The 18,544-nt window shown below is 64.1% G+C and carries 17 protein-coding genes; 15 read left to right on the forward strand and 2 right to left on the reverse strand.

Features of this window, described 5'->3' with window-relative positions; all coding sequences use genetic code 11:
* Positions 1-48 precede the first annotated feature (48 nt).
* The 14 genes from ACSVHC_RS23245 (at position 49) to ACSVHC_RS23310 (ending at position 15,258) form a co-directional block, all read left to right on the forward strand.
* Positions 49-1,962, forward strand: coding sequence for a flavin-containing monooxygenase (locus ACSVHC_RS23245; RefSeq protein WP_437773729.1), 1,914 nt, complete (start codon positions 49-51; stop codon positions 1,960-1,962).
* Between the two features lie 67 nt (positions 1,963-2,029).
* Complete coding sequence (locus ACSVHC_RS23250; RefSeq protein ID WP_439181360.1) at positions 2,030-2,872, forward strand: alpha/beta fold hydrolase; 843 nt, start codon at positions 2,030-2,032, stop codon at positions 2,870-2,872.
* Complete coding sequence (locus ACSVHC_RS23255; RefSeq protein WP_437773727.1) at positions 2,872-3,582, forward strand: SDR family NAD(P)-dependent oxidoreductase; 711 nt, start codon at positions 2,872-2,874, stop codon at positions 3,580-3,582. Before ACSVHC_RS23250 ends, ACSVHC_RS23255 begins: the two co-directional genes overlap by 1 nt.
* 74 nt (positions 3,583-3,656) lie before the next feature.
* Positions 3,657-4,859 carry an acyl-CoA dehydrogenase family protein gene (locus tag ACSVHC_RS23260; protein WP_437773726.1) on the forward strand — a complete coding sequence of 401 codons (1,203 nt, stop codon included), beginning with the start codon at positions 3,657-3,659 and terminating at the stop codon, positions 4,857-4,859.
* A 67-nt stretch (positions 4,860-4,926) separates the two neighbouring features.
* Complete coding sequence (locus tag ACSVHC_RS23265) at positions 4,927-6,156, forward strand: acetyl-CoA C-acyltransferase (protein ID WP_437773725.1); 1,230 nt, start codon at positions 4,927-4,929, stop codon at positions 6,154-6,156.
* On the forward strand, positions 6,153-6,959 hold the full coding sequence (locus ACSVHC_RS23270) for an enoyl-CoA hydratase/isomerase family protein (RefSeq protein ID WP_439181361.1): 807 nt from the start codon (positions 6,153-6,155) through the stop codon (positions 6,957-6,959). The genes ACSVHC_RS23265 and ACSVHC_RS23270 overlap by 4 nt, the downstream gene beginning before the upstream one ends.
* The gene (locus ACSVHC_RS23275) at positions 6,959-7,846 is read left to right on the forward strand and encodes a 3-hydroxyacyl-CoA dehydrogenase family protein (RefSeq protein ID WP_437773723.1); all 888 of its coding nucleotides are present in this window, start codon (positions 6,959-6,961) and stop codon (positions 7,844-7,846) included. Before ACSVHC_RS23270 ends, ACSVHC_RS23275 begins: the two co-directional genes overlap by 1 nt.
* A 64-nt stretch (positions 7,847-7,910) precedes the next feature.
* Complete coding sequence (locus ACSVHC_RS23280) at positions 7,911-9,071, forward strand: acyl-CoA dehydrogenase family protein (RefSeq protein WP_437773722.1); 1,161 nt, start codon at positions 7,911-7,913, stop codon at positions 9,069-9,071.
* 157 nt (positions 9,072-9,228) lie between these two features.
* Positions 9,229-10,554 carry an MFS transporter gene (locus tag ACSVHC_RS23285; protein ID WP_437773721.1) on the forward strand — a complete coding sequence of 442 codons (1,326 nt, stop codon included), beginning with the start codon at positions 9,229-9,231 and terminating at the stop codon, positions 10,552-10,554.
* 91 nt (positions 10,555-10,645) lie between these two features.
* Positions 10,646-11,887 carry an MFS transporter gene (locus ACSVHC_RS23290; RefSeq protein WP_437773720.1) on the forward strand — a complete coding sequence of 414 codons (1,242 nt, stop codon included), beginning with the start codon at positions 10,646-10,648 and terminating at the stop codon, positions 11,885-11,887.
* Positions 11,888-12,050: 163 nt separating this feature from the next.
* The gene (locus ACSVHC_RS23295; RefSeq protein WP_439181362.1) at positions 12,051-12,704 is read left to right on the forward strand and encodes a histidine phosphatase family protein; all 654 of its coding nucleotides are present in this window, start codon (positions 12,051-12,053) and stop codon (positions 12,702-12,704) included.
* Between the two features lie 53 nt (positions 12,705-12,757).
* Positions 12,758-13,516: an SDR family oxidoreductase gene (locus tag ACSVHC_RS23300; protein WP_437773718.1), complete on the forward strand. Its 759-nt coding sequence runs from the start codon at positions 12,758-12,760 to the stop codon at positions 13,514-13,516.
* Positions 13,513-13,986, forward strand: coding sequence for a MaoC family dehydratase (locus ACSVHC_RS23305; RefSeq protein ID WP_437773717.1), 474 nt, complete (start codon positions 13,513-13,515; stop codon positions 13,984-13,986). The genes ACSVHC_RS23300 and ACSVHC_RS23305 overlap by 4 nt, the downstream gene beginning before the upstream one ends.
* A 69-nt stretch (positions 13,987-14,055) precedes the next feature.
* Positions 14,056-15,258, forward strand: coding sequence for an acetyl-CoA C-acyltransferase (locus tag ACSVHC_RS23310; protein WP_439181363.1), 1,203 nt, complete (start codon positions 14,056-14,058; stop codon positions 15,256-15,258).
* Between the two features lie 24 nt (positions 15,259-15,282).
* On the opposite strand, the gene ACSVHC_RS23315 is transcribed toward ACSVHC_RS23310, so the two are convergent.
* A complete protein-coding gene (locus ACSVHC_RS23315) occupies positions 15,283-16,350 on the reverse strand; it encodes a YeiH family protein (RefSeq protein WP_437773715.1) in 1,068 nt (355 codons plus the stop codon).
* 166 nt (positions 16,351-16,516) lie between these two features.
* Here ACSVHC_RS23315 and ACSVHC_RS23320 point away from each other — a divergent pair, with 166 nt between their 5' ends.
* Positions 16,517-17,422 carry a LysR family transcriptional regulator gene (locus tag ACSVHC_RS23320; RefSeq protein ID WP_437773714.1) on the forward strand — a complete coding sequence of 302 codons (906 nt, stop codon included), beginning with the start codon at positions 16,517-16,519 and terminating at the stop codon, positions 17,420-17,422.
* Between the two features lie 235 nt (positions 17,423-17,657).
* On the opposite strand, the gene ACSVHC_RS23325 is transcribed toward ACSVHC_RS23320, so the two are convergent.
* Positions 17,658-18,443, reverse strand: coding sequence for a GntR family transcriptional regulator (locus tag ACSVHC_RS23325; RefSeq protein ID WP_437773713.1), 786 nt, complete (start codon positions 18,441-18,443; stop codon positions 17,658-17,660).
* Between the last annotated feature and the right edge of the window lie 101 nt (positions 18,444-18,544).

The following is an 18,544-nucleotide window of genomic DNA, read 5'->3' on the forward strand; positions in this document are numbered from 1 at the left end:
GGCCGACGAGCCCGCTGCTCCCTTATATAACTGCCTTACGGAGAAGAAATGAACAAGACCCTGGATCGCAATTCGACGCAGGTCACCGAAGAAGAACTCGCCGCCCACCTCGAGTCTGCCCAGGTGCCGGCCTTGGTCATGCTCACGGCCCACGTCACTGGCGACACCTCGGTGTTGCGCGATGAATGGCGGCCGAACCTGAAGACGCTTCCGCTCAGCGGCCTGGATCCGGCAACCGAGGCGGAAGCCCGCGCTTGTTGCATCGAACTGCTCGCGCCCTTCCTCGCCACCCAGGACGGATGGGCAGCTGTCCCTGACGAGTCGCTGCGGCGAACGCTTTCCACGTGGTTGATGGGCGGCGACAACGACGATGCCCAGGCCATGGCTCCGGTCGCGTTCACCCCCAACAACGTGGACCCGCGCCAGCCCACGTGGAAGCTCCAGGACATCGCCCCGGACACTCAACTCAACGCCGTGGTGATCGGTGCAGGGTTCTCCGGCCTATTGGCCGGCCTGCGGCTGAAGCAGGCGGGTGTTCCGTTCAAGATCATTGAGAAGAGCCTGAACGTCGGCGGCACCTGGTGGGAAAACACCTACCCCGACTGCCGCACCGATGTCCGGAGCCACATCTACACCTATTCCTTTGTCCAGCACGACTGGGAAACCCACTATGGCCGCCAGGACAAGATCCATGGCTACTTGCACCAGTTCGCAGCCGATAACGGCCTGCTTGAGCATGTTGTCTTCGGCACTGAGGTCACGGCCACCCGCTGGGACGAGGAAACGGGAACCTGGACCCTTGAAACCAAGACCGGTGCAGGCGTCGTGGAACCGATCGAATCCAACATTGTCGTCAGTGCCGTGGGTCAGCTCAATCGGCCCTCGATCCCCAACCTTCCGGGCCTGGATGCCTTCAAGGGCCCCGTAGTTCACTCGGCCCAGTGGGACCACGGTGTCGACTTCAGCGGCAAGCGCGTCGTCGTCATTGGCACGGGCGCCAGCGCCCTGCAGTTCGCACCCGCCGTGGCGAAAGTCGCCGAGAAAGTCACCATTTTCCAGCGCAGCGCCCCGTGGCTCCGTCCCACCCCGATGCTGCGCCAGGAAATCGAATACGGTGAACGCTGGCTTCTGCGCAACCTGAACCAGTACCGCGCCTACTACCGCTTCTCCATCTTCTTGCCCCGGCTCATCGGCAACCTGCCGGCCGCTACCGTTGACCCGGACTTCCCGCCTACCGAGGTCTCGGTCTCCGCCGCCAACGAGGCACTGCGCCAAGAGCTGACCGCGTACTTGGAAGAGCAGGCAGGGGACGACGAGGAACTGCGCAAGCAGATTACCCCCGACTACCCGCCGGCCGCCAAGCGGGTCATCTGCGACGACGGCACGTGGGTGAAGACGCTCAAGCGGGACAACGTCCGATTGATCAGCCAGGGAGTGAACCGCATCGACTCCGACGGTGTGTGGCTTGGCGACGAGCACATCCCGGCCGACATCATTTTGCTCGGCACCGGCTTCAAGGCGTCAGACTTCCTGTTGCCCATGTCCGTGGCGGGCGTCGGCGGCAAGGACTTGCACGAGACCTGGGGCATCGACGCGAGCGCCTACCTGGGCGTGACGCTGCCTGGCTACCCGAACTTCTTCTGCATGTACGGGCCCAACACCAACACGGTTGTTCACGGAAACCTGGTGTTCTTCCTCGAATGCCAGGCCAACTACATGATCGATGCCGTGAAGACGCTGGCAGTCGGCGGCCACCGTGCCATGTCCGTGCGCGCTGACGTGTTTGCCAAATACGACAAAGAGATCACCGAAGCCAGCGCCAAGCGCACCTGGGGCTGGTCCAAGACCCACAGCTGGTACATGAACGCCGAGGGCCGCTCCACCATCATGTGGCCGCTGCCGGCCCGCGAATACTTTGAACGGACCAGCCATGTGCGTACGGAAGACTACGACCTCGACTGACCAGCTCCCCTCCCACATACCATCCCAAACCACATCACCGGAGACTCCCTTGCTCACCGAGACATCATTGATCACTGAAACGACGACGATCGTCGCCAACCTAGAAACCCGGTACTTCTCCGGAGGCCCCGAGGACGGGGTTCCCGTTGTATTCCTGCACGACGGCGCCTGGGGCGGCAGCTCCGACGTGACCTGGAGCCACATTCTTCCCTTGGCCGCGGAGAAATTCCGCGTCATCGCCCCCGACTTCCTCGGTTACGGTGGATCGGCCAAGTCGATCCGGGTGGACGTCTCGCCGTTCGCCTTCCGCATCCGCCACATCTTCGCCCTATTGGACCAGCTCGGCATCACCGGGCCCGTGCACCTCGTCGGAAACTCTTTTGGCGGTTCGGTTGCCCTGCGGGCACTTGCAGATGAGGCATATCGCGGGCGGATCGCCTCGGTCACCACCATCAACGGCACCGGCGGCCCGTGGAAAGCACCGGGCATGGCCACAATCGGCGACTTCGATGGCACCAGGGCCCGTCTCGAAGAGATCGTGGACATCCTGTGCGATGAATCCGCCGGCACGGTAGACCAGCTCGATGCCCGCATGCACTGGGCAACGGCGCCCGGGCACTTCACTGCGATGCGGGCACCACACATGCCGGTACCGGAGGCCCTCAAGGTTGAGCGGCCGGCCGACCCGTACCCCGTACCCCTTCAGGGCGTGGCAACCCCAGTTTTCCTCGTGGAGTGCACAGGGGACACGCTGCTGGAAAGCGGCTGGTCCAAAAACCTTCAGGTGGTGCTTTCCAACGCCCGAGCCGAGTTGTTGCCATACAAACATTGCCCGAATATCACCCACCCGCAGGAGACCTGGAACCTGATTATCGGATTCCTTGAGTCCACTATTGAAGGCGGCAAATGATGGCGGACAACAGCAATCGCCCGGCTTTGGTCCTCAGCGGAGGCTCATCCGGCATCGGCGAAGCCTTAGCCAAAGACCTGAGGAACGACTGGGAGGTCACATCTGTCTCCCGGTCCCTGCCCAACAACCCGCTTGACGGGGTGAACTACGTAGCCGGGGATGTTGCCGGTGACGCCCCGGCCGCCGTGCGCGAGTCCCTCGCGGCGCAGGGCCGCACGAGCATCCACTCGCTGGTCCACTGCGCAGGCGTCGGTGTCTTCGGCCCGTTCATGGGCATGCCCAAGGCCGAGTGGGAACGTGCGCTCATCCTTAATCTGCACGGAACGCTGAACTTCATCCAGGGTGTCGCCGACTTGGTGGAGGATGGCGGCCGGATCGTGCTGTTCTCCTCCGGAACCGTGTTCAAGGCGCCCGCCGGCGCGGCAGCCTACGCTGCGTCCAAGGCCGGTATCATCGGTTTCTCGCGCAGCCTCGCCGCGGAGATGGGTGCCCGCAACATCACGGTCAACGTGATCGCCCCAGGCCTGGTCATGACGCCGCTAGCCACCCAACTTGCCGGTGGCGAGGCCAAGAACATCGAGACCAGGGCCATCAAACGGGCGTCAGTGGTCGAGGACTATGTTGGCCCTACCCGTTTCTTCCTCTCCCCGGGCGCCGGGTTCGTGACCGGGCAAACGCTGGTGGTCGACGGCGGCTCGATCCGCCGCTGACCTCCAAGGTCCACACCACAGCCCCACCGGCACCGGCGCAGACCGGCTCAATACTGCATTTGAAAGGTTTACAGATGAGCACAACGGCCGACCGTCAAACAGCAACCTCCGACTACTTCCAACTGGATGATGACCTCAGCCCGGAGGAGATCGGCATCCGGGACAAGGTCCGGGCGTTCGCCGAGGATCAAGTTCTGCCTGTCATCAACGAGTACTGGGAGAAGGCAGAGTTCCCCGCCATGCTGCTGCCTCCGCTGGCCAAGTTGGGCATCACCGGCACTATCATCCAGGGCTATGGCTGCCCGGGCATGAGCCGCAAAGCCGCCGGCATGGTGGCCCGTGAGATGGCCCGCGCGGACGGCAGCCTGAACACCTTCCTTGGTGTGCACTCCAATCTCTGCATGGGAGCACTGAATATCCTCGGCAGCGACCAGCAAAAGGAACGCTGGCTTCCTGCCCTGGCACGGATTGAAAAAACAGGAGCCTTCGCCTTGACCGAACCGGACCACGGCTCGGACTCCGTCGCGCTGGAAACCCATGCCCGCCGTGACGGGGACGAGTGGGTGATCACCGGGCACAAGCGGTGGATCGGCAACGGACATGTCGCGGACATCATTGTCCTGTTCGCCCGCAACACCGAGGACGGGAACGTCAACGCGTTCGTTGTCGAAAAGAACGACGACGGCCGCTACCCGGCGGGCTACTCCCCCACCGTGATCACCGGCAAGGTGGGCAAGCGGGCCATCCTGCAGGCCGACATCGTCATCGAGGAAATGCGCCTGCCCGCGGCCGCCAGGCTGGAAGGTTGCCACTCCTTCCGCGACGTGTCCCGGGTCCTGCAGGCGACCCGTGGCGGGGCTGCCTGGGAAGCCGTCGGCCATGCCATGGCAGTTTTCGAGATTGCCGCCGAGTACGCCCAGACCCGCCACCAGTTCGGCAAGCCGATCGGGTCCTACCAACTGGTTCAATCCCGGCTGGCGAACATGCTCAGCGAGCTGACCACCATGCAGCTGCTGTGCACGCGGATGGTCGAGCTCGCCGACCGCGGCCAGCTCACCAATGCCCAGGCGTCCATGGTCAAAATGGCCACCGCCCAAAAAGGCAAGTGGATCTGCAACGAGGCACGCGACCTGCTGGGCGGCAACGGCCTGCTCCTGGAGAACCACGTCATCCGCCACATGACCGACATGGAAGTCGTCTCCACCTATGAGGGAACCGACTCCATGCAGGCGCTCATCGTGGGCCGCGACATAACCGGCATCTCCGCCTTCAACTGAGCTTCCCGGTCCCTTACCGCGGATCGACAGAACGACCACAGACACGAACTTAAGGAATGAAGAAGATATGGCTGAGGCCTTCCTGATTGGTGGCGCCCGCACGCCCGTGGGCCGCTACGGCGGCTCCCTCTCGTCTATGCGCCCTGACGACCTTGCGGCACTCACAGTGCGCGCCGCCGTCGAACGCGCCGGTTTTGACCCGACCGTTGTGGATGAGGTGATCCTCGGCAACGCCAACGGCGCCGGTGAGGAGAACCGCAACGTGGCCCGCATGGCCTGGCTCCTGAACGGCTACCCGGATAGCGTCCCGGGCATCACCGTCAACCGCCTGTGCGCCTCCGGCCTGTCCGCCATCATCATGGCCTCCCACATGGTCAAGGCCGGCGCCGCGGACATCGTGGTGGCCGGCGGCGTCGAGTCGATGAGCCGTGCCCCCTGGGTCATGGAAAAGCCTGACAGGGCCTTTGCCAAACCCGGAGCCGTCTTCGACACGTCCATCGGCTGGCGCTTCACCAACCCGGCGTTCCTCTCCGGGCAGCGCTCCCGCGACGGCAAGGCCGCGTTCTCCATGCCGGAGACCGCCGAAGAAGTGGCCCGGGTTTACGGCACGTCGCGTGACGACTGTGACGCCTTTGCCGTCCGGTCCCATGAACGGGCCCTGGCGGCCATCACCGCCGGCCGGTTCGCCGACGAGATCTTGCCCGTGAGCTTGACCGGACGCAAGGGCGCCATCACTCTTGTGGACACCGATGAGGGACCCCGCCCCGAAACCACAATGGACGTCCTCGCCGGACTCAGGCCCGTGGTCAGAGGCGGCTCGGTGGTCACTGCCGGCAATGCCTCCACCCTCAACGACGGATCGTCCGCCATCATCGTCGCCTCCGAGGCCGCTGTGCAGAAATACGGGCTGACGCCCCGCGCAAGGATCCTCGAGGGCAGCTCCGCGGGAGTGGCGCCTGAAGTGATGGGCATCGGTCCCGTCCCCGCCACCCGGAAGGTGCTGAATCGCGCCGGGCTCTCGGTCGGGGACCTGGGCGCCGTCGAACTCAACGAGGCGTTCGCTTCCCAGTCGCTCGCCGTCATGCGCGAACTCAAGCTGGAAGAGGACATCGTGAATTCCGACGGCGGCGCTATCGCCCTCGGCCATCCGCTCGGGTCCTCCGGGTCCCGGCTCGTCGTGACCCTGCTCGGGCGCATGGAACGCGAACTCACCGGCAACGCCCGCAAGCTCGGCCTCGCGACCATGTGCGTCGGCGTCGGCCAAGGAACAGCCCTGCTCATCGAGGGTGTCGGATGACGGCAGTGGTGAACGACGCCGGGATCTCGCTGGACGCATCGTCCTTCACGGCGCTGCTGATTGAGGAAAGCGGGGACCGTTTGGCGGTCCGGCTGCACAGGCCGGAGGTGCGTAATGCAATTGATCAGACCATTGTCAATGAGCTGCATGCAGTCTGCGCGCACCTTGAACGGACACCCAAGGTCCTGATTCTCTCCGGCACTCCCGGTGAGCCGGCCACGGGAACAAAGGCCATTTTTGCCTCCGGTGCGGACATCTCCCAGTTGCGCGGACGGCGTCGGGATGACGCCTTGGCCGGGATCAACTCCGGTGTCTTTGACCGGATCGCGAAGCTTCCAATGCCCGTCATCGCGGCGCTGGAAGGCTTCGCGCTCGGTGGCGGCGCGGAACTGGCCTACGCGGCCGATTTCCGCATCGGCACGCCGGGCCTGCGGATGGGCAACCCGGAAACCGGGCTGGGCATCATGGCCGCCGCCGGGGCAACATGGCGACTGCGTGAGCTCGTCGGGGAACCCTTGGCCAAGGAAATCCTCCTCGCCGGACGCACCCTGACGGGCCAGGAATGCCTCAGCGCCGGACTGATCACGGAACTCGTTGAACCCGGGCACCTCCTGGATGCCGCCCATGCCCTGGCCGACCGCATAGCCCGGCAGGACACTCTCGCCGTGCGCCTGACAAAAACCGTCTTCCACTCGCCGCGGGAGGTCCATCCCCTCATCGACGACCTGGCCCAAGGCATCCTCTTCGAATCCGCGGCCAAATTCGACCGCATGCAGCAGTTCCTGGACAGGAAGAAGCAATAATGACAAATACCATCGCGGCACCCTTCGACACGCCTTCCGGGCTCTTGCCCGCCACCGTCGGGGTACTGGGCGGCGGCCGCATGGGTGCCGGCATCGCCCATGCCTTCCTTCTCAACGGTTCGAAAGTGACCGTCGTCGAGCGCGACGACGACTCCGCCCGCGGCGCCCGGAAGCGCGTCGCCGCTTCGGTCGCCGCGTCGTTTGACCGCGGCGCCGTATCAGGGGACCGCGATGAGGTCCTGAAAAGGTTCGATACGAGTACCGACTACGCCGCCTTCGCCTCCTGCGACCTCGTCGTCGAGGCAGTTCCCGAGGACGCAAAGCTGAAAGCGACCGCACTCAGCGCCGTGGCGGAACACGTTTCCCCGCACGCCTATCTGGCAACCAATACGTCGTCCCTGTCGATCAGCAGGCTTGCCGATGCGCTGCCCAGACCTGAGTCGTTCCTGGGCCTGCATTTCTTCAACCCTGTTCCCGCTTCCACGCTCATCGAAGTAGTTGTGGGTGAAAGGACCACCTGCGAGACCGTCACTGCCGCGAAGCGCTGGGTCTCCGGTCTCGGGAAGGCCGCGGTCGTGGTCAAGGACGCACCCGGCTTTGCGTCCTCCCGCCTCGGTGTCGCCATCGCACTGGAGGCGATGCGCATGCTCGAGGAAGGCGTCGCTTCCGCCGAAGACATCGACAATGCCATGGTCCTGGGCTACAAACACCCCACCGGTCCCCTGAAGACAACGGACATTGTGGGGCTTGACGTGCGCCTCGGCATCGCCGAGTACCTTCACTCAACCTTGGGCGACCGCTTCGCACCGCCGCAAATCCTGCGCGACCTTGTTGCTGCCGGGTACCTCGGCCGCAAGACCGGCAAGGGCTTCTACAACTGGAGCTGATGCCGCGGCGGCGCCTCGGCGCCCCTTCGCTCCCCGACCACTCGACCACGGCGAAAGGCCCCCCATGTCTGACATCAGTGACCTGATTGACTTTGACTCCCTGCTGACCACGGAAGAGCTTGCGCTGCGCGATTTGGTCCGGTCCTTTGTGGACAGCGAGATCAAGCCGAACATTTCAGGCTGGTATGAAAGGGGCCACTTCCCGGTGGAGATCGTCCCGGAACTGGCCAAGCTCGGCCTGCTGGGCATGCACCTGAAAGGCTACGGCTGCGCCGGACGCTCCGCCGTTGACTACGGCCTGGCAGGTGCGGAGCTGGAAGCCGGAGACTCAGGGACGCGGACCCTTGTTTCCGTCCAGGGCTCCCTGGCCATGAGCGCCATCTACAAGCACGGCTCCGAGGAACAAAAACAGGAATGGCTGCCGGCCATGGCCAAAGGCGAGACGATCGGCTGCTTCGGCCTTACCGAACCCACCGCAGGGTCCGATCCTGGCAGCATGACTACCTTCGCCCGCCGCGACGGCAGTGACTGGGTTCTCGCCGGCACCAAACGCTGGATAGGGCTGGCGTCCGTGGCCCAGATCGCCATCATCTGGGCCCAGACCAAAGACGGCGTGCGGGGCTTCCTGGTGCCCACATCAACCCCGGGATTCACCGCCACCCCGATCGGACCGAAACTGTCCATGCGCTCCTCCATCCAGTGCGACATCGAACTCGCCGACGTACGGCTGCCCGAATCCGCGGTGCTGCCGAACGTCGTCGGACTCAAAGGCCCGTTCTCTTGCCTCAACGAGGCCCGCTACGGGATTATCTGGGGTGCGATGGGCGCGGCCCGCGACTCGTTCGAGGCCGCCCTGGACTACTCCAAGGGGCGTATGCAATTCGACAAGCCGTTGGCCGGCTACCAGCTGACGCAGCAGAAGCTGGTGGACATGGCCCTCGAAATCAATAAGGGGTTCCTGCTCGCCCTGCACCTGGGCAGACTCAAGGATGCCGGCCGCCTGCAGCCGGACCAGATCTCTGCGGGCAAACTCAACAACTGCCGCGAAGCCATCAAGATCGCCCGTGAGGCCCGCACCATCCTCGGTGGCAACGGCATCACCCTGGACTACTCACCGCTGCGCCACGCCAACAACCTCGAATCTGTCCGGACCTACGAGGGTACCGACGAAATCCACACCCTCATCCTGGGCCGGCGCCTCACCGGCGTCTCCGCCTTCCGCTGAGCCCGGAGCGGCAGCCCTCGAAACCCGCCGATCCCGGCCAGGTTTGGGAGCTTGGCGGGCAAGGCGCCCCCGTTGGGATGACACGCGCCAGCCAAGCACCAGGCATCAGCCGTCCGTGTTGTTGGGCGAAGGTGCGCAACACTAGAAGGGTAATGACATGTCAAAAGTCACCATACGGCAGGCAGTGCCGGGAATAATGACGCCACCGGGTCAAGGGTCACGCGCAAAGGCGTGGGGCCTGACGTCCGTCTTGGTTTTGCTCTACACCATCAACTACAGCGACAAGATCCTGCTCGGACTTGTCGCCCAGCCCCTCAAAGACGAATTCGGGCTCACATCAGCTCAAATCGGACTGACCGCGAGCGCGTTCTTCTTCGCGTTCTCGGCCGGGGGGTTCTTTGCCGGACTCATCAACAGGTGGGCCACTCTTAAATGGTCCCTGATGGCATTGGCCGTCATTTGGGCGGCCTGCATGGTCCCCATAATCGTCGCAGGCAGTTTCGCGGTTCTCCTGGCCAGCCGATTCCTGCTCGGCCTGACGGAAGGCCCATCGGGTGCGCTCATCCATACGGCTGTGTATTCATGGCACCCCGTGGAAAAGCGGTCCATGCCCGGAGCGTTCATCGCGTCCTCAAGTTCGTTGGCAAAGATCGCCGCTGCACCGGCGTTGGCCTTCCTCATCGTTCAATTCGGCTGGCATTCGGCCTTCGTTGCCATGCTGCTCGTCGGCCTGGGCTGGTGCGCTCTGTGGTACTTCACCTGGCGGCCGGGACCCTACGGCGAAGTCCGGATTCCGGGCGTCAAGGGCTCGGCCACTACTCCAGCTCCCGCTGTTCCGTGGATGTCGATCTTCCGCACGCGGACCTTCCTGGGTGCACTTGCAGCCGTTATCCCCATGTACGCGTTGCTGACCGTTGTCCTCACGTGGTTGCCGTCGTACTTCGAAGTCGGACTGGGTTTCACCCGGTTCCAGGCCGGAGCCATGTTCGGATTCCCCAGCGTCGCGGCAATACTCGCAATGTTCTCCAGCACGTACCTCAGTGACAAGTTCATGAGCCGGGGCGTGAGCTCAAGGATCATGAGGGGAATCGTCCCGGCAATGGGACTCCTTGTGTGCGGCGTGTCGATGGCAGTGCTGCCCTACATTGGCACGCCGACCGTTGTCGTCGCAGTTGTCTCAATCGGCTACGGGATCGGCTGCATCCTCGCTCCGATCATGAACGCAGCCATTTCACAGATCTCTCCCAGAAATCAAGTAGCTGGTTCGCTGGGCATGTTCCTTGCCTTGATGGCCATTGGTGGCATCGTTGCTCCGCCATTGACTGGAATGATCGTGGATCAGGCAGTTTCACCCGCTGTCGGATACGCGCAATCCTTCCAGATATTCGGCATTGTTGCGATCGTCGGCGCCATTTTGGCCATGATCCTGGTGAATCCCGACCGCGACTCGGCGCGAGTGATGGCACAGCTTAGGACTGCCTGATCAGGCCATGTCACCGCGGCTCGGTGCTGGACCCCCCTGCTAGGGCAAAACAGGCCCACCTGTCCTGCCACATACTGAGGAGAACCCGACCGTGACCACCGCTTTTGCAAGATCCGCCACCCCGGGCCTGATAAGCCTCGGCGCGGTCCTGACCCTGGCCACGGGGATTGGACCGCTGCTCACCACGGGTGTGAGTGCCCTGGGCCCTTTGCTGGCCCGGGACCTGAACCTGACGCGCATGGAGTTCGGTTCCTTCGCCGTAGTGGCCTGTGTCTCCGCGGCGCTCCTGTCCACCCCGCTCGGCTGGGCTGCCGACCGGTTGTCACAACGCACCGGCATCCTGATGCTCCATGGCTTCGGGCTGTGCGCCATGGCAGCGGCAGCCTTGTCCCAGTCTATGGCCGGCTTGTGGGTCAGTGCTGTCTTCGGCGGAGCAGCCCTTGGCCTCGCCAATCCGCTGACCAATGGAATGGTGGCGTTGCGGGTGGAGCCGGGCCGCCGCGGCATGTTCGTGGGCGTGAAACAAACGGGCGTCCAGCTCATCCAGGTGTTCACCAGCCTGGCCTACCCGCTGGCTGCCACGGTTGTGTCCTGGCAGGCAGGGTTCCTGGTGGGCGCTGTGGTCACCCTAATATCGCTCTGGGTTGCCCTGCACTACCTCCGCGTCCGTCCCCAATGCGCCGCTCCAACACGTGCATCCCGGAACCGGCCGCGCCACGTCAAGGCGGTCGGACTCGCGTGGCTCGTGGCCTACGCATTCCTCTCCGGCGTCCAGTACCAGACCTTGGCCACTTACCTGCCGCTCTTCGCCTTCGAGGGTCTCCACCTGCGGGCCGAAATCGCTGCCCTGTGCGGCGTGGTGTTAGGGGTGAGCGGCCTGGTGTCACGGTTGGTCTGGGGCCGGCTGACGGAGCGGTTCAAGGCCCCCGGGGTGCCGCTGGCCTTGATCGCGGTCTTCAGCGCCGTGGCCGTAGGGCTGGTAGCGGGTTCATCGCTATGGGGAACACAAGTCCTCATGTGGGCAGGAACCGCGCTCTATGGTTTGTCCGGAACCGCCGCCATGGTCATCCTGCTCACCGTGGTCATGCGCCTGGTCCCCGGGTCCCAGGCTGGCGCAGCGACGGGACGGATCTCCATGGGGTTGTTCGCCGGCTTCGCCGCAGGTCCGGTCCTTTTCGGAATGCTGGCCGACCACACGGGGTATTCCGCCAGTTGGGTAAGCCTGCTGGCCGCAAGCGTGATGATGATCCTGGCACCGCTTGGCCTGCGCAGGCTGGCTGTTCCCGATGAACCCAGAGAAGAAGTACACGCGGGCGGGCAGACCGCCAGGTGACGTTCGCGCGGCTCACCGAATCCTCGCTGGACCGATGCGCCTCAAAGACAACGTGGACACCGAGGATCCCGGCGCGCTCCACGGGTAGTGCAAGCATCCTGCTGGCACCCCGATAGCCAACAAGGGATGGTTCCCGACCGCCACGTTGGCTACGGTCGGGACTGTGAGTGTTCTCTATTTGGTCCGGCATGGACAGGCATCATTCGGCACCGAGGACTACGACCGGTTGTCAACACGCGGCAAAGACCAGAGTCAAGCCCTCGGCACATACTTGCAGGGGGCTGGTACCACTCCGACCCGCGTCATCAGCGGCAGTATGAAACGCCAGCGCCAGACGGCACAGCGGCTCATCGAGGCTGCCGGCTGGGACACGACCGCCGTCGTCGATCCGGGCTGGGACGAATTCAACGCAACCGACCTGCTGAACGCCTATCCGGAGGAAGACCCCAACGCCAAAACCGACTCGCGAGCCTTCCAGCGGCTGCTCGAGAAAGCCTCTGCCCGCTGGGCCTCCAACCACCACGACGCCGACTATCTGGAGTCGTTCTCCGCGTTCACACAGCGGATTGATACCGCCCTCGACGACGCGGTCGAAGGGCTCGGATCGGGTCGGGACGCAGTGGTCGTCTCGAGCTCAGGCGCAATTGCCTGGGCAGCGGCCCGGCTTGTCAACGGCGGCTTTCCACAATGGCTCGCACTCAACCGGGTCACCATAAATTCCGGTGTTACAAAAATCGTCACCGGTTCATCCGGGAAGACGATGGTGACATTCAACGACCATGGCCATCTTCCCCGCTCCTGGGTCACGTACCGCTAGGCGGCCAGGGAGAGGCAACGACTTCACCCAAGAGTAAGGAAACAGGTTTCACCATGACTGAACAACAACGCACGGTGCTGGTCACGGGAGCAGGACGAGGCATCGGCGCCGAAATTGCCCGGCGCCTGGCGTCCGACGGATTCAACATTGCAGCGATCGACGTCGACAAGGCCGGGCTTGAAGCCCTCACCGCCGAGCTGACCGCAGCCGGACACCAAGCCATCGGCATCGTCGCGGACATCTCGGACGAGACCGCGGTCGAGGCCGCCGTCGCCCGCACGGCAGACGAGCTGGGCCCTCCGGTCGTGGTGGTCAATAACGCAGGCATCATCCGTGACAACCTGCTCTTCAAGATGACTGTCTCCGACTGGGACCTGGTCATGGACGTGCACCTGCGCGGATCCTTCCTCGTCGCCCGCGCCGCCCAGAAGCACATGGTCGAGGCCAAGTGGGGCCGCATCGTCAACCTCTCCAGCACCTCGGCCCTGGGCAACCGCGGCCAGGCCAACTACTCGGCGGCCAAGGCCGGGCTGCAGGGCTTCACCAAGACCCTTGCTTTGGAACTAGGCCCCTTCGGCGTGACCGCCAATGCGATCGCCCCCGGCTTCATCGAAACTGAGATGACCGCCTCCACGGCCGAGCGGATGGGCGTCACCTTCGAGGACTTCACTGCCAAGGCAGCCGCGGCGATTCCGGTGCGCCGCACCGGAAAGCCCGCGGACATCGCCAACGCCGTGTCCTTCTTCGCCTCCGAGAACGCCGGGTTCGTTTCCGGCCAGGTGCTGTACGTGGCAGGTGGCCCGAAGGCATGAGGATCTTCAACGGCATCGACGACTTCGCACAACATGTGGATGAGGAAATCGGCGTCACGGAATGGCGCACCATCACCCAGGAAGACATCAATGCCTTCGCCATGGTGACCAACGACCACCAGTGGATCCACGTCGACACCGAGCGTGCAGCCTCGGGCCCGTTTGGCACCACGCTGGTGCACGGTTACCTGACGCTCTCGCTGGTCTCCGGGTTCCTTTTCGATACGTACCGCATCGACGGGCTGTCCATGGGCGTGAATTACGGATCGAACAAGGTCCGTTACCCGGCCCCCGTCCTGGTCGGCTCGCGTGTGCGCGGCCGGATCAAGCTGGTGTCCCTTGACCGCGAGGACACGTGGGCACAGGCAACAGTCCAGGTCACCGTCGAACAGGAACTCAACGGGGAGGCGAAGAAGCCAGGCTGTGTCGCCGAGGTCGTCTCCCGGCTGTACGAGGCACCTGCCGCCTGAATCCGAGGCGCTGTGCCCACTCCCGGCTGCCCCGTTACGTCAAAGACCCGCTCAAATTAAGGAGCACCCATGACCAGAGCAGCCATCGTTGCCACCGCCCGTACCCCCATTGGCAAGGCGCACCGCGGGGCCTTCAACAACACCTCGGCCCCCGAGCTTGCAGGGCACGCGATCGCTGCGGCGCTGGCCAAGACCGGGCTCGACCCGACACTGGTCGAGGACGTCGTCATGGGTGCCGCCGCGCAACAGGGGACGCAAAGCTTCAACATCGCCCGCCAGGGAGCGCTGCGCGCCGGGCTGCCGGTAACGGTTCCGGGGCAGACCATCGACAGGCAATGTTCCTCCGGCCTGATGGCGGTCGCGACCGCGGCCAAGCAGATTCTCGTCGACTCCATGGCGGTGACCGTGGGCGGCGGAGTGGAGTCCATCTCGCTCGTGCAGAACGAACACCTCAACAAATACCGCAGCAGGGATGCGTGGCTTGAGGCCAACCACCCCGGCACCTACATGCCGATGTTACGGACGGCTGAACTCGTGGCAGAGCGCTACGGCATCAGCCGCGAGGCGCAGGACCGGATCAGTGCGCTGTCCCAGCAGCGGGCCGCGCGCGCCCAGGCGAACGGCCTATTTGACGACGAAATCGCACCGATCCGGGTGACCACGTTGCGGACTAACAAGGAAACCGGCGAGGTCACGGAGTTCGAGCAACTGGTGTCCCGGGACGAGGGCGTTCGCGCCGGCACCACCGCGGGTACCCTGGCAGGACTCCGCACGGTCCTGCAACCCGGGGAATTCACCGCGCATCCGACGGTGAGCGCCGGCAATGCCTCGCAGCTGTCCGACGGAGCCTCCGCCAACGTCCTGATGAACAGCGACTATGCGGCGTCATTGGGCTTGGAGCCGCTGGGTTACTACTGCGGCATCACCGTCAGCGGGTGCGAGCCCGACGAGATGGGGATCGGGCCGGTCACCGCCATCCCGAAGCTCCTGAAGCTCCATGGGCTGGGCGTTGAGGACATCGGGCTGTGGGAGCTGAACGAGGCCTTCGCTTCGCAGGCTGTCTACTGCCGGGACTTCCTGGGGATCGACCCGGAGAAGATGAATGTCAACGGCGGCGCGATCGCCCTGGGGCACCCGTACGGGATGACGGGCTCGCGGGCCGTGGGCAGCGCCCTGCTCGAGGCGCGGCGCCGAGATCAACAATTTGTCGTGGTTTCAATGTGTGTCGGCGGTGGCATGGGGGCCGCGGGCCTCTTCGAAGTCGCACGCTAGACGGTACGCACCAAATACGGCACTTCAGATGAATTGCACGCCGACAAATGCCAGCGCTGCGATGAGACCCCAGGAGAGCATCGCCGCGACGATCGCCCTGCCACTGGTCTGGAGGAGTGCCCGGACCTGCACTGACGCCCCAAGCCCGTACAGGGCTGCGGCAAGCAGCAGGTCCTGGACCGTGCCGGCAACTTCCAAGACAGCGGGCGGCAGGATCCCCAGTGTCCGCAGAACGATCATTGCCATGAACCCGGCCACGAAGAGCGGGATCAGCGGAGGAAGCTTGATGCCCGTGCCTTCGGTGGCGTTTGCCGTCCGTCGACGGCGGAAGCGTCCCACCAGCGCGGCTCCGGTCACCATCGGCGCAAGCATCAGCACACGGGTGAGTTTGATGATGAGCGCCCCTGCAAGGGAAGCCGCACCCGCCGTCTGCGCTGTTGCCACAACTTGCCCCACGTCGTGGACGCTGGCTCCCACCCAATATCCGAACTGAACGGTGTCCAGGCCAAGGGGCCCCTTGAGTGCGGGAAGGGCCGCGATGGCCAGCGTGCCGCACAGGGTCACAAGGGCGATTGGAACAACGGTGTCGCGGTGATCCGTTTTGGTGACCCCGCTCATGGCCCCAATGGCGGAGGCGCCGCAGATGGAAAATCCTGTAGCGAGAAGCAAGGGCTGATCGCCCGGAAGTTTAAGTGCCTTGCCCAGGACCAGCGTTCCCACAAAGGTCAGCAGGACAATGCCAACCACGATCGCCAGCGTCTTCCAGCCCAGCGCAGCAACATCGATCAGGCTGAGTTTGAGTCCCAGCAGAATGATTCCCAGCCGCATGAACCGCTTGGCGGAAAGTACCAGCCCGGGCTGCAGGACTCCTTCCACGGCGGTACTGATCCCGGGGAGATTTGCAGAAAGGATTCCCAGCATTACTGCCGCTGTGAGGAAAGGCACCGCCGGCACGGTCGAATGGATCAGCCAGGCAACAGCTACAGCGGCTGCCGCCGCGGCCAGTCCGGGCAACAGCTTGTTCCTCAAGCCTCGGGGAAGCAGTGCACCCTGCCGTACGCCTTTTGCGGGTGTGGCAACGTCTTGTCTCATATTTGTCTGCGATCCTCCCGGAGCCGGCATGCGCCAGGCTCGCTCTGGATCTCCTGGCTGCTCATCTCCCAATTCTCGGCCGAGATACGGTCCGGGGATAGCCGTCTTCTTGGCATAGGGATATATCAAAATCGCAACACGTTTCGCACTGTTATATGCTTTGCGCATGGCAAAGTGGCCGGATCTGACCGTACTGGAACTAGTGGTTGGAGTGGACGATTACGGAAGCCTCAGCGCTGCCAGCCGACGGGCTGGCCTAGCTCAACCCAACGCGAGCCGATCGATCAGATTGATGGAACGCCAGCTGGGCATGACCCTGCTTCAGCGCAGTCCAGCGGGTTCCACGCTTACCCCGCAGGGCACAGTCGTGGCCCACTGGGCGCGGAGAATCCTCGCAGAAGCACGGCAGATGTTGCAGGCTACCGATTCCCTGCGCGCTGAGAGGCGGACCGCACTGACCGTAGCCGCAAGCATGACCGTCGCCGAGCACCTTGTGCCCAGTTGGCTTGGCACATTTGGAAGGCTGCACCCCGAGGTGCGGATACATCTGCTTGTCCATAATTCCGCGCAGGTTTTTGAGGATGTGACCAGCGGGGCCTGCGATATAGGTTTCGTGGAATCCCCAACCATCCCCCGCACCTTGCATAGCCTCACCGTGGCCCGCGACGAACTCGTCGTCGTCGTTCATCCTAAACACCCGTGGACCCGGCGACGGGAGCCAATCTCAATTGCAGAACTGGCATCAACATCATTGCTGGTCCGCGAACCGGGGTCGGGCACTCGAATCACTCTTGACCTTGCATTGGCCGAGTACCCGCGTGCAGCTCCGTTGCTCGAACTTGGCAGCGCGGCCGCTATCCGTACAAGCGTTTTGGCCGGTATGGGTCCTTCAGTGATGAGCACCCTTGCAGTGGCAGACCAAGTAAAGACCGGAGAACTAAAGATCGTGCCAGTCCAAGATCTTGTCCTGCATCGGGCGTTGCGTGCAGTGTGGGACGGCCCCCGTCAACTATCAGGTCCAGAAGCAGAGCTCGTCCGGCTTGTTCGCAGCCCGAGAACATCCCAGAACTAGACTTCGGAAACAACATCGGCCGAGGAAGATCCGAAGGACTCGCGTCCCCGCAATCGGTCGCCACCGTTGCGGAGGATGCCACACTGCGTCGGCCGCAGATTCGGTCGTTGTCCACAGACCGGGAGCGGGTCTGCTGGCCTCAGGTTCAGCGCCGGGGAAGCCCGTCAGCCAAGCAATCGGTCAACCGCTGGTGCTAGGCGAACGTCCCACGCAGGAACTACCGGGAACTCCTGATTCAGCGGATTCCGCGGCGGCGGGCAAGTGAACTGACCGACGCCGAGTTGTGCACCGCGAAGGACACTGTTCCTGGCAGGAATCTGTCCTCTGACCAGAGCAGGGGCACGCCCGCGGGATCGGTGGCACGGCGGATCTCCCGGAGCAGGCCCACACCTTCGACGCAGCCCAGCGCCTGGGCATCGGCCTGGTCGGCGGCCACGACGTCGATGGTGTGCTCACTGTCCGCAAACACGACGCCGGAGGCGTCGAGGACCTCGGTATGAGAAAGGGAGTCCGGGGCCAGCCGCTCGACCACCGCGCCTACCGCGGCCGGATACACGGTGCGCTCCAGCATCACGGGGACCCTGCCGAGGAGCCTCAGCCGGAGGACCTCGGTGATTTCATCCCCGGGGGCGAGCTGGAGAACCTCCCGTTCGGCGACGGTCGCCGGGCGGACGCGGCTATGAATGGTGCGGGCGCCGGGCTCCTCCCCCTGTGCCCGGGCCCAGGCCGTGAAACTCAGGAGCTCCTGGAAACTCTGGGTCCGCGCCGTTCCCAGCACCACGCGCCGGGTCCCGCGCCGGGAGGTCACCAGCCCGTTGGCCCGCAGCAGGGCAAGAGCGTTGCGCACGGTACCCCGGGACACCCCGTACTGCTCAGCCAGGCTCTCCTCGCTGGGGAGCCGTCCGTTGTTGCCAAATTCGCCCGCCTCGATCTCGCGGCGCATATTGGCTGCCAACTTCCTGTACTGCGCGCCCTCGTTCTTCACGCCCCCGCCACCCCGTTCCAATGCCTTCTCACCCATCCCTCCACGGTACAGCTTGAGCTTAAAATCCCCAGCAAGCCAGCGATTAATTCCTTAAAATGCTCCGGTAGTTCGCTTACTCACTCCCCCTTGTTCACCTG

The organism is Arthrobacter sp. KNU-44 (assembly GCF_051843155.1).
GTDB lineage: Bacteria > Actinomycetota > Actinomycetes > Actinomycetales > Micrococcaceae > Arthrobacter.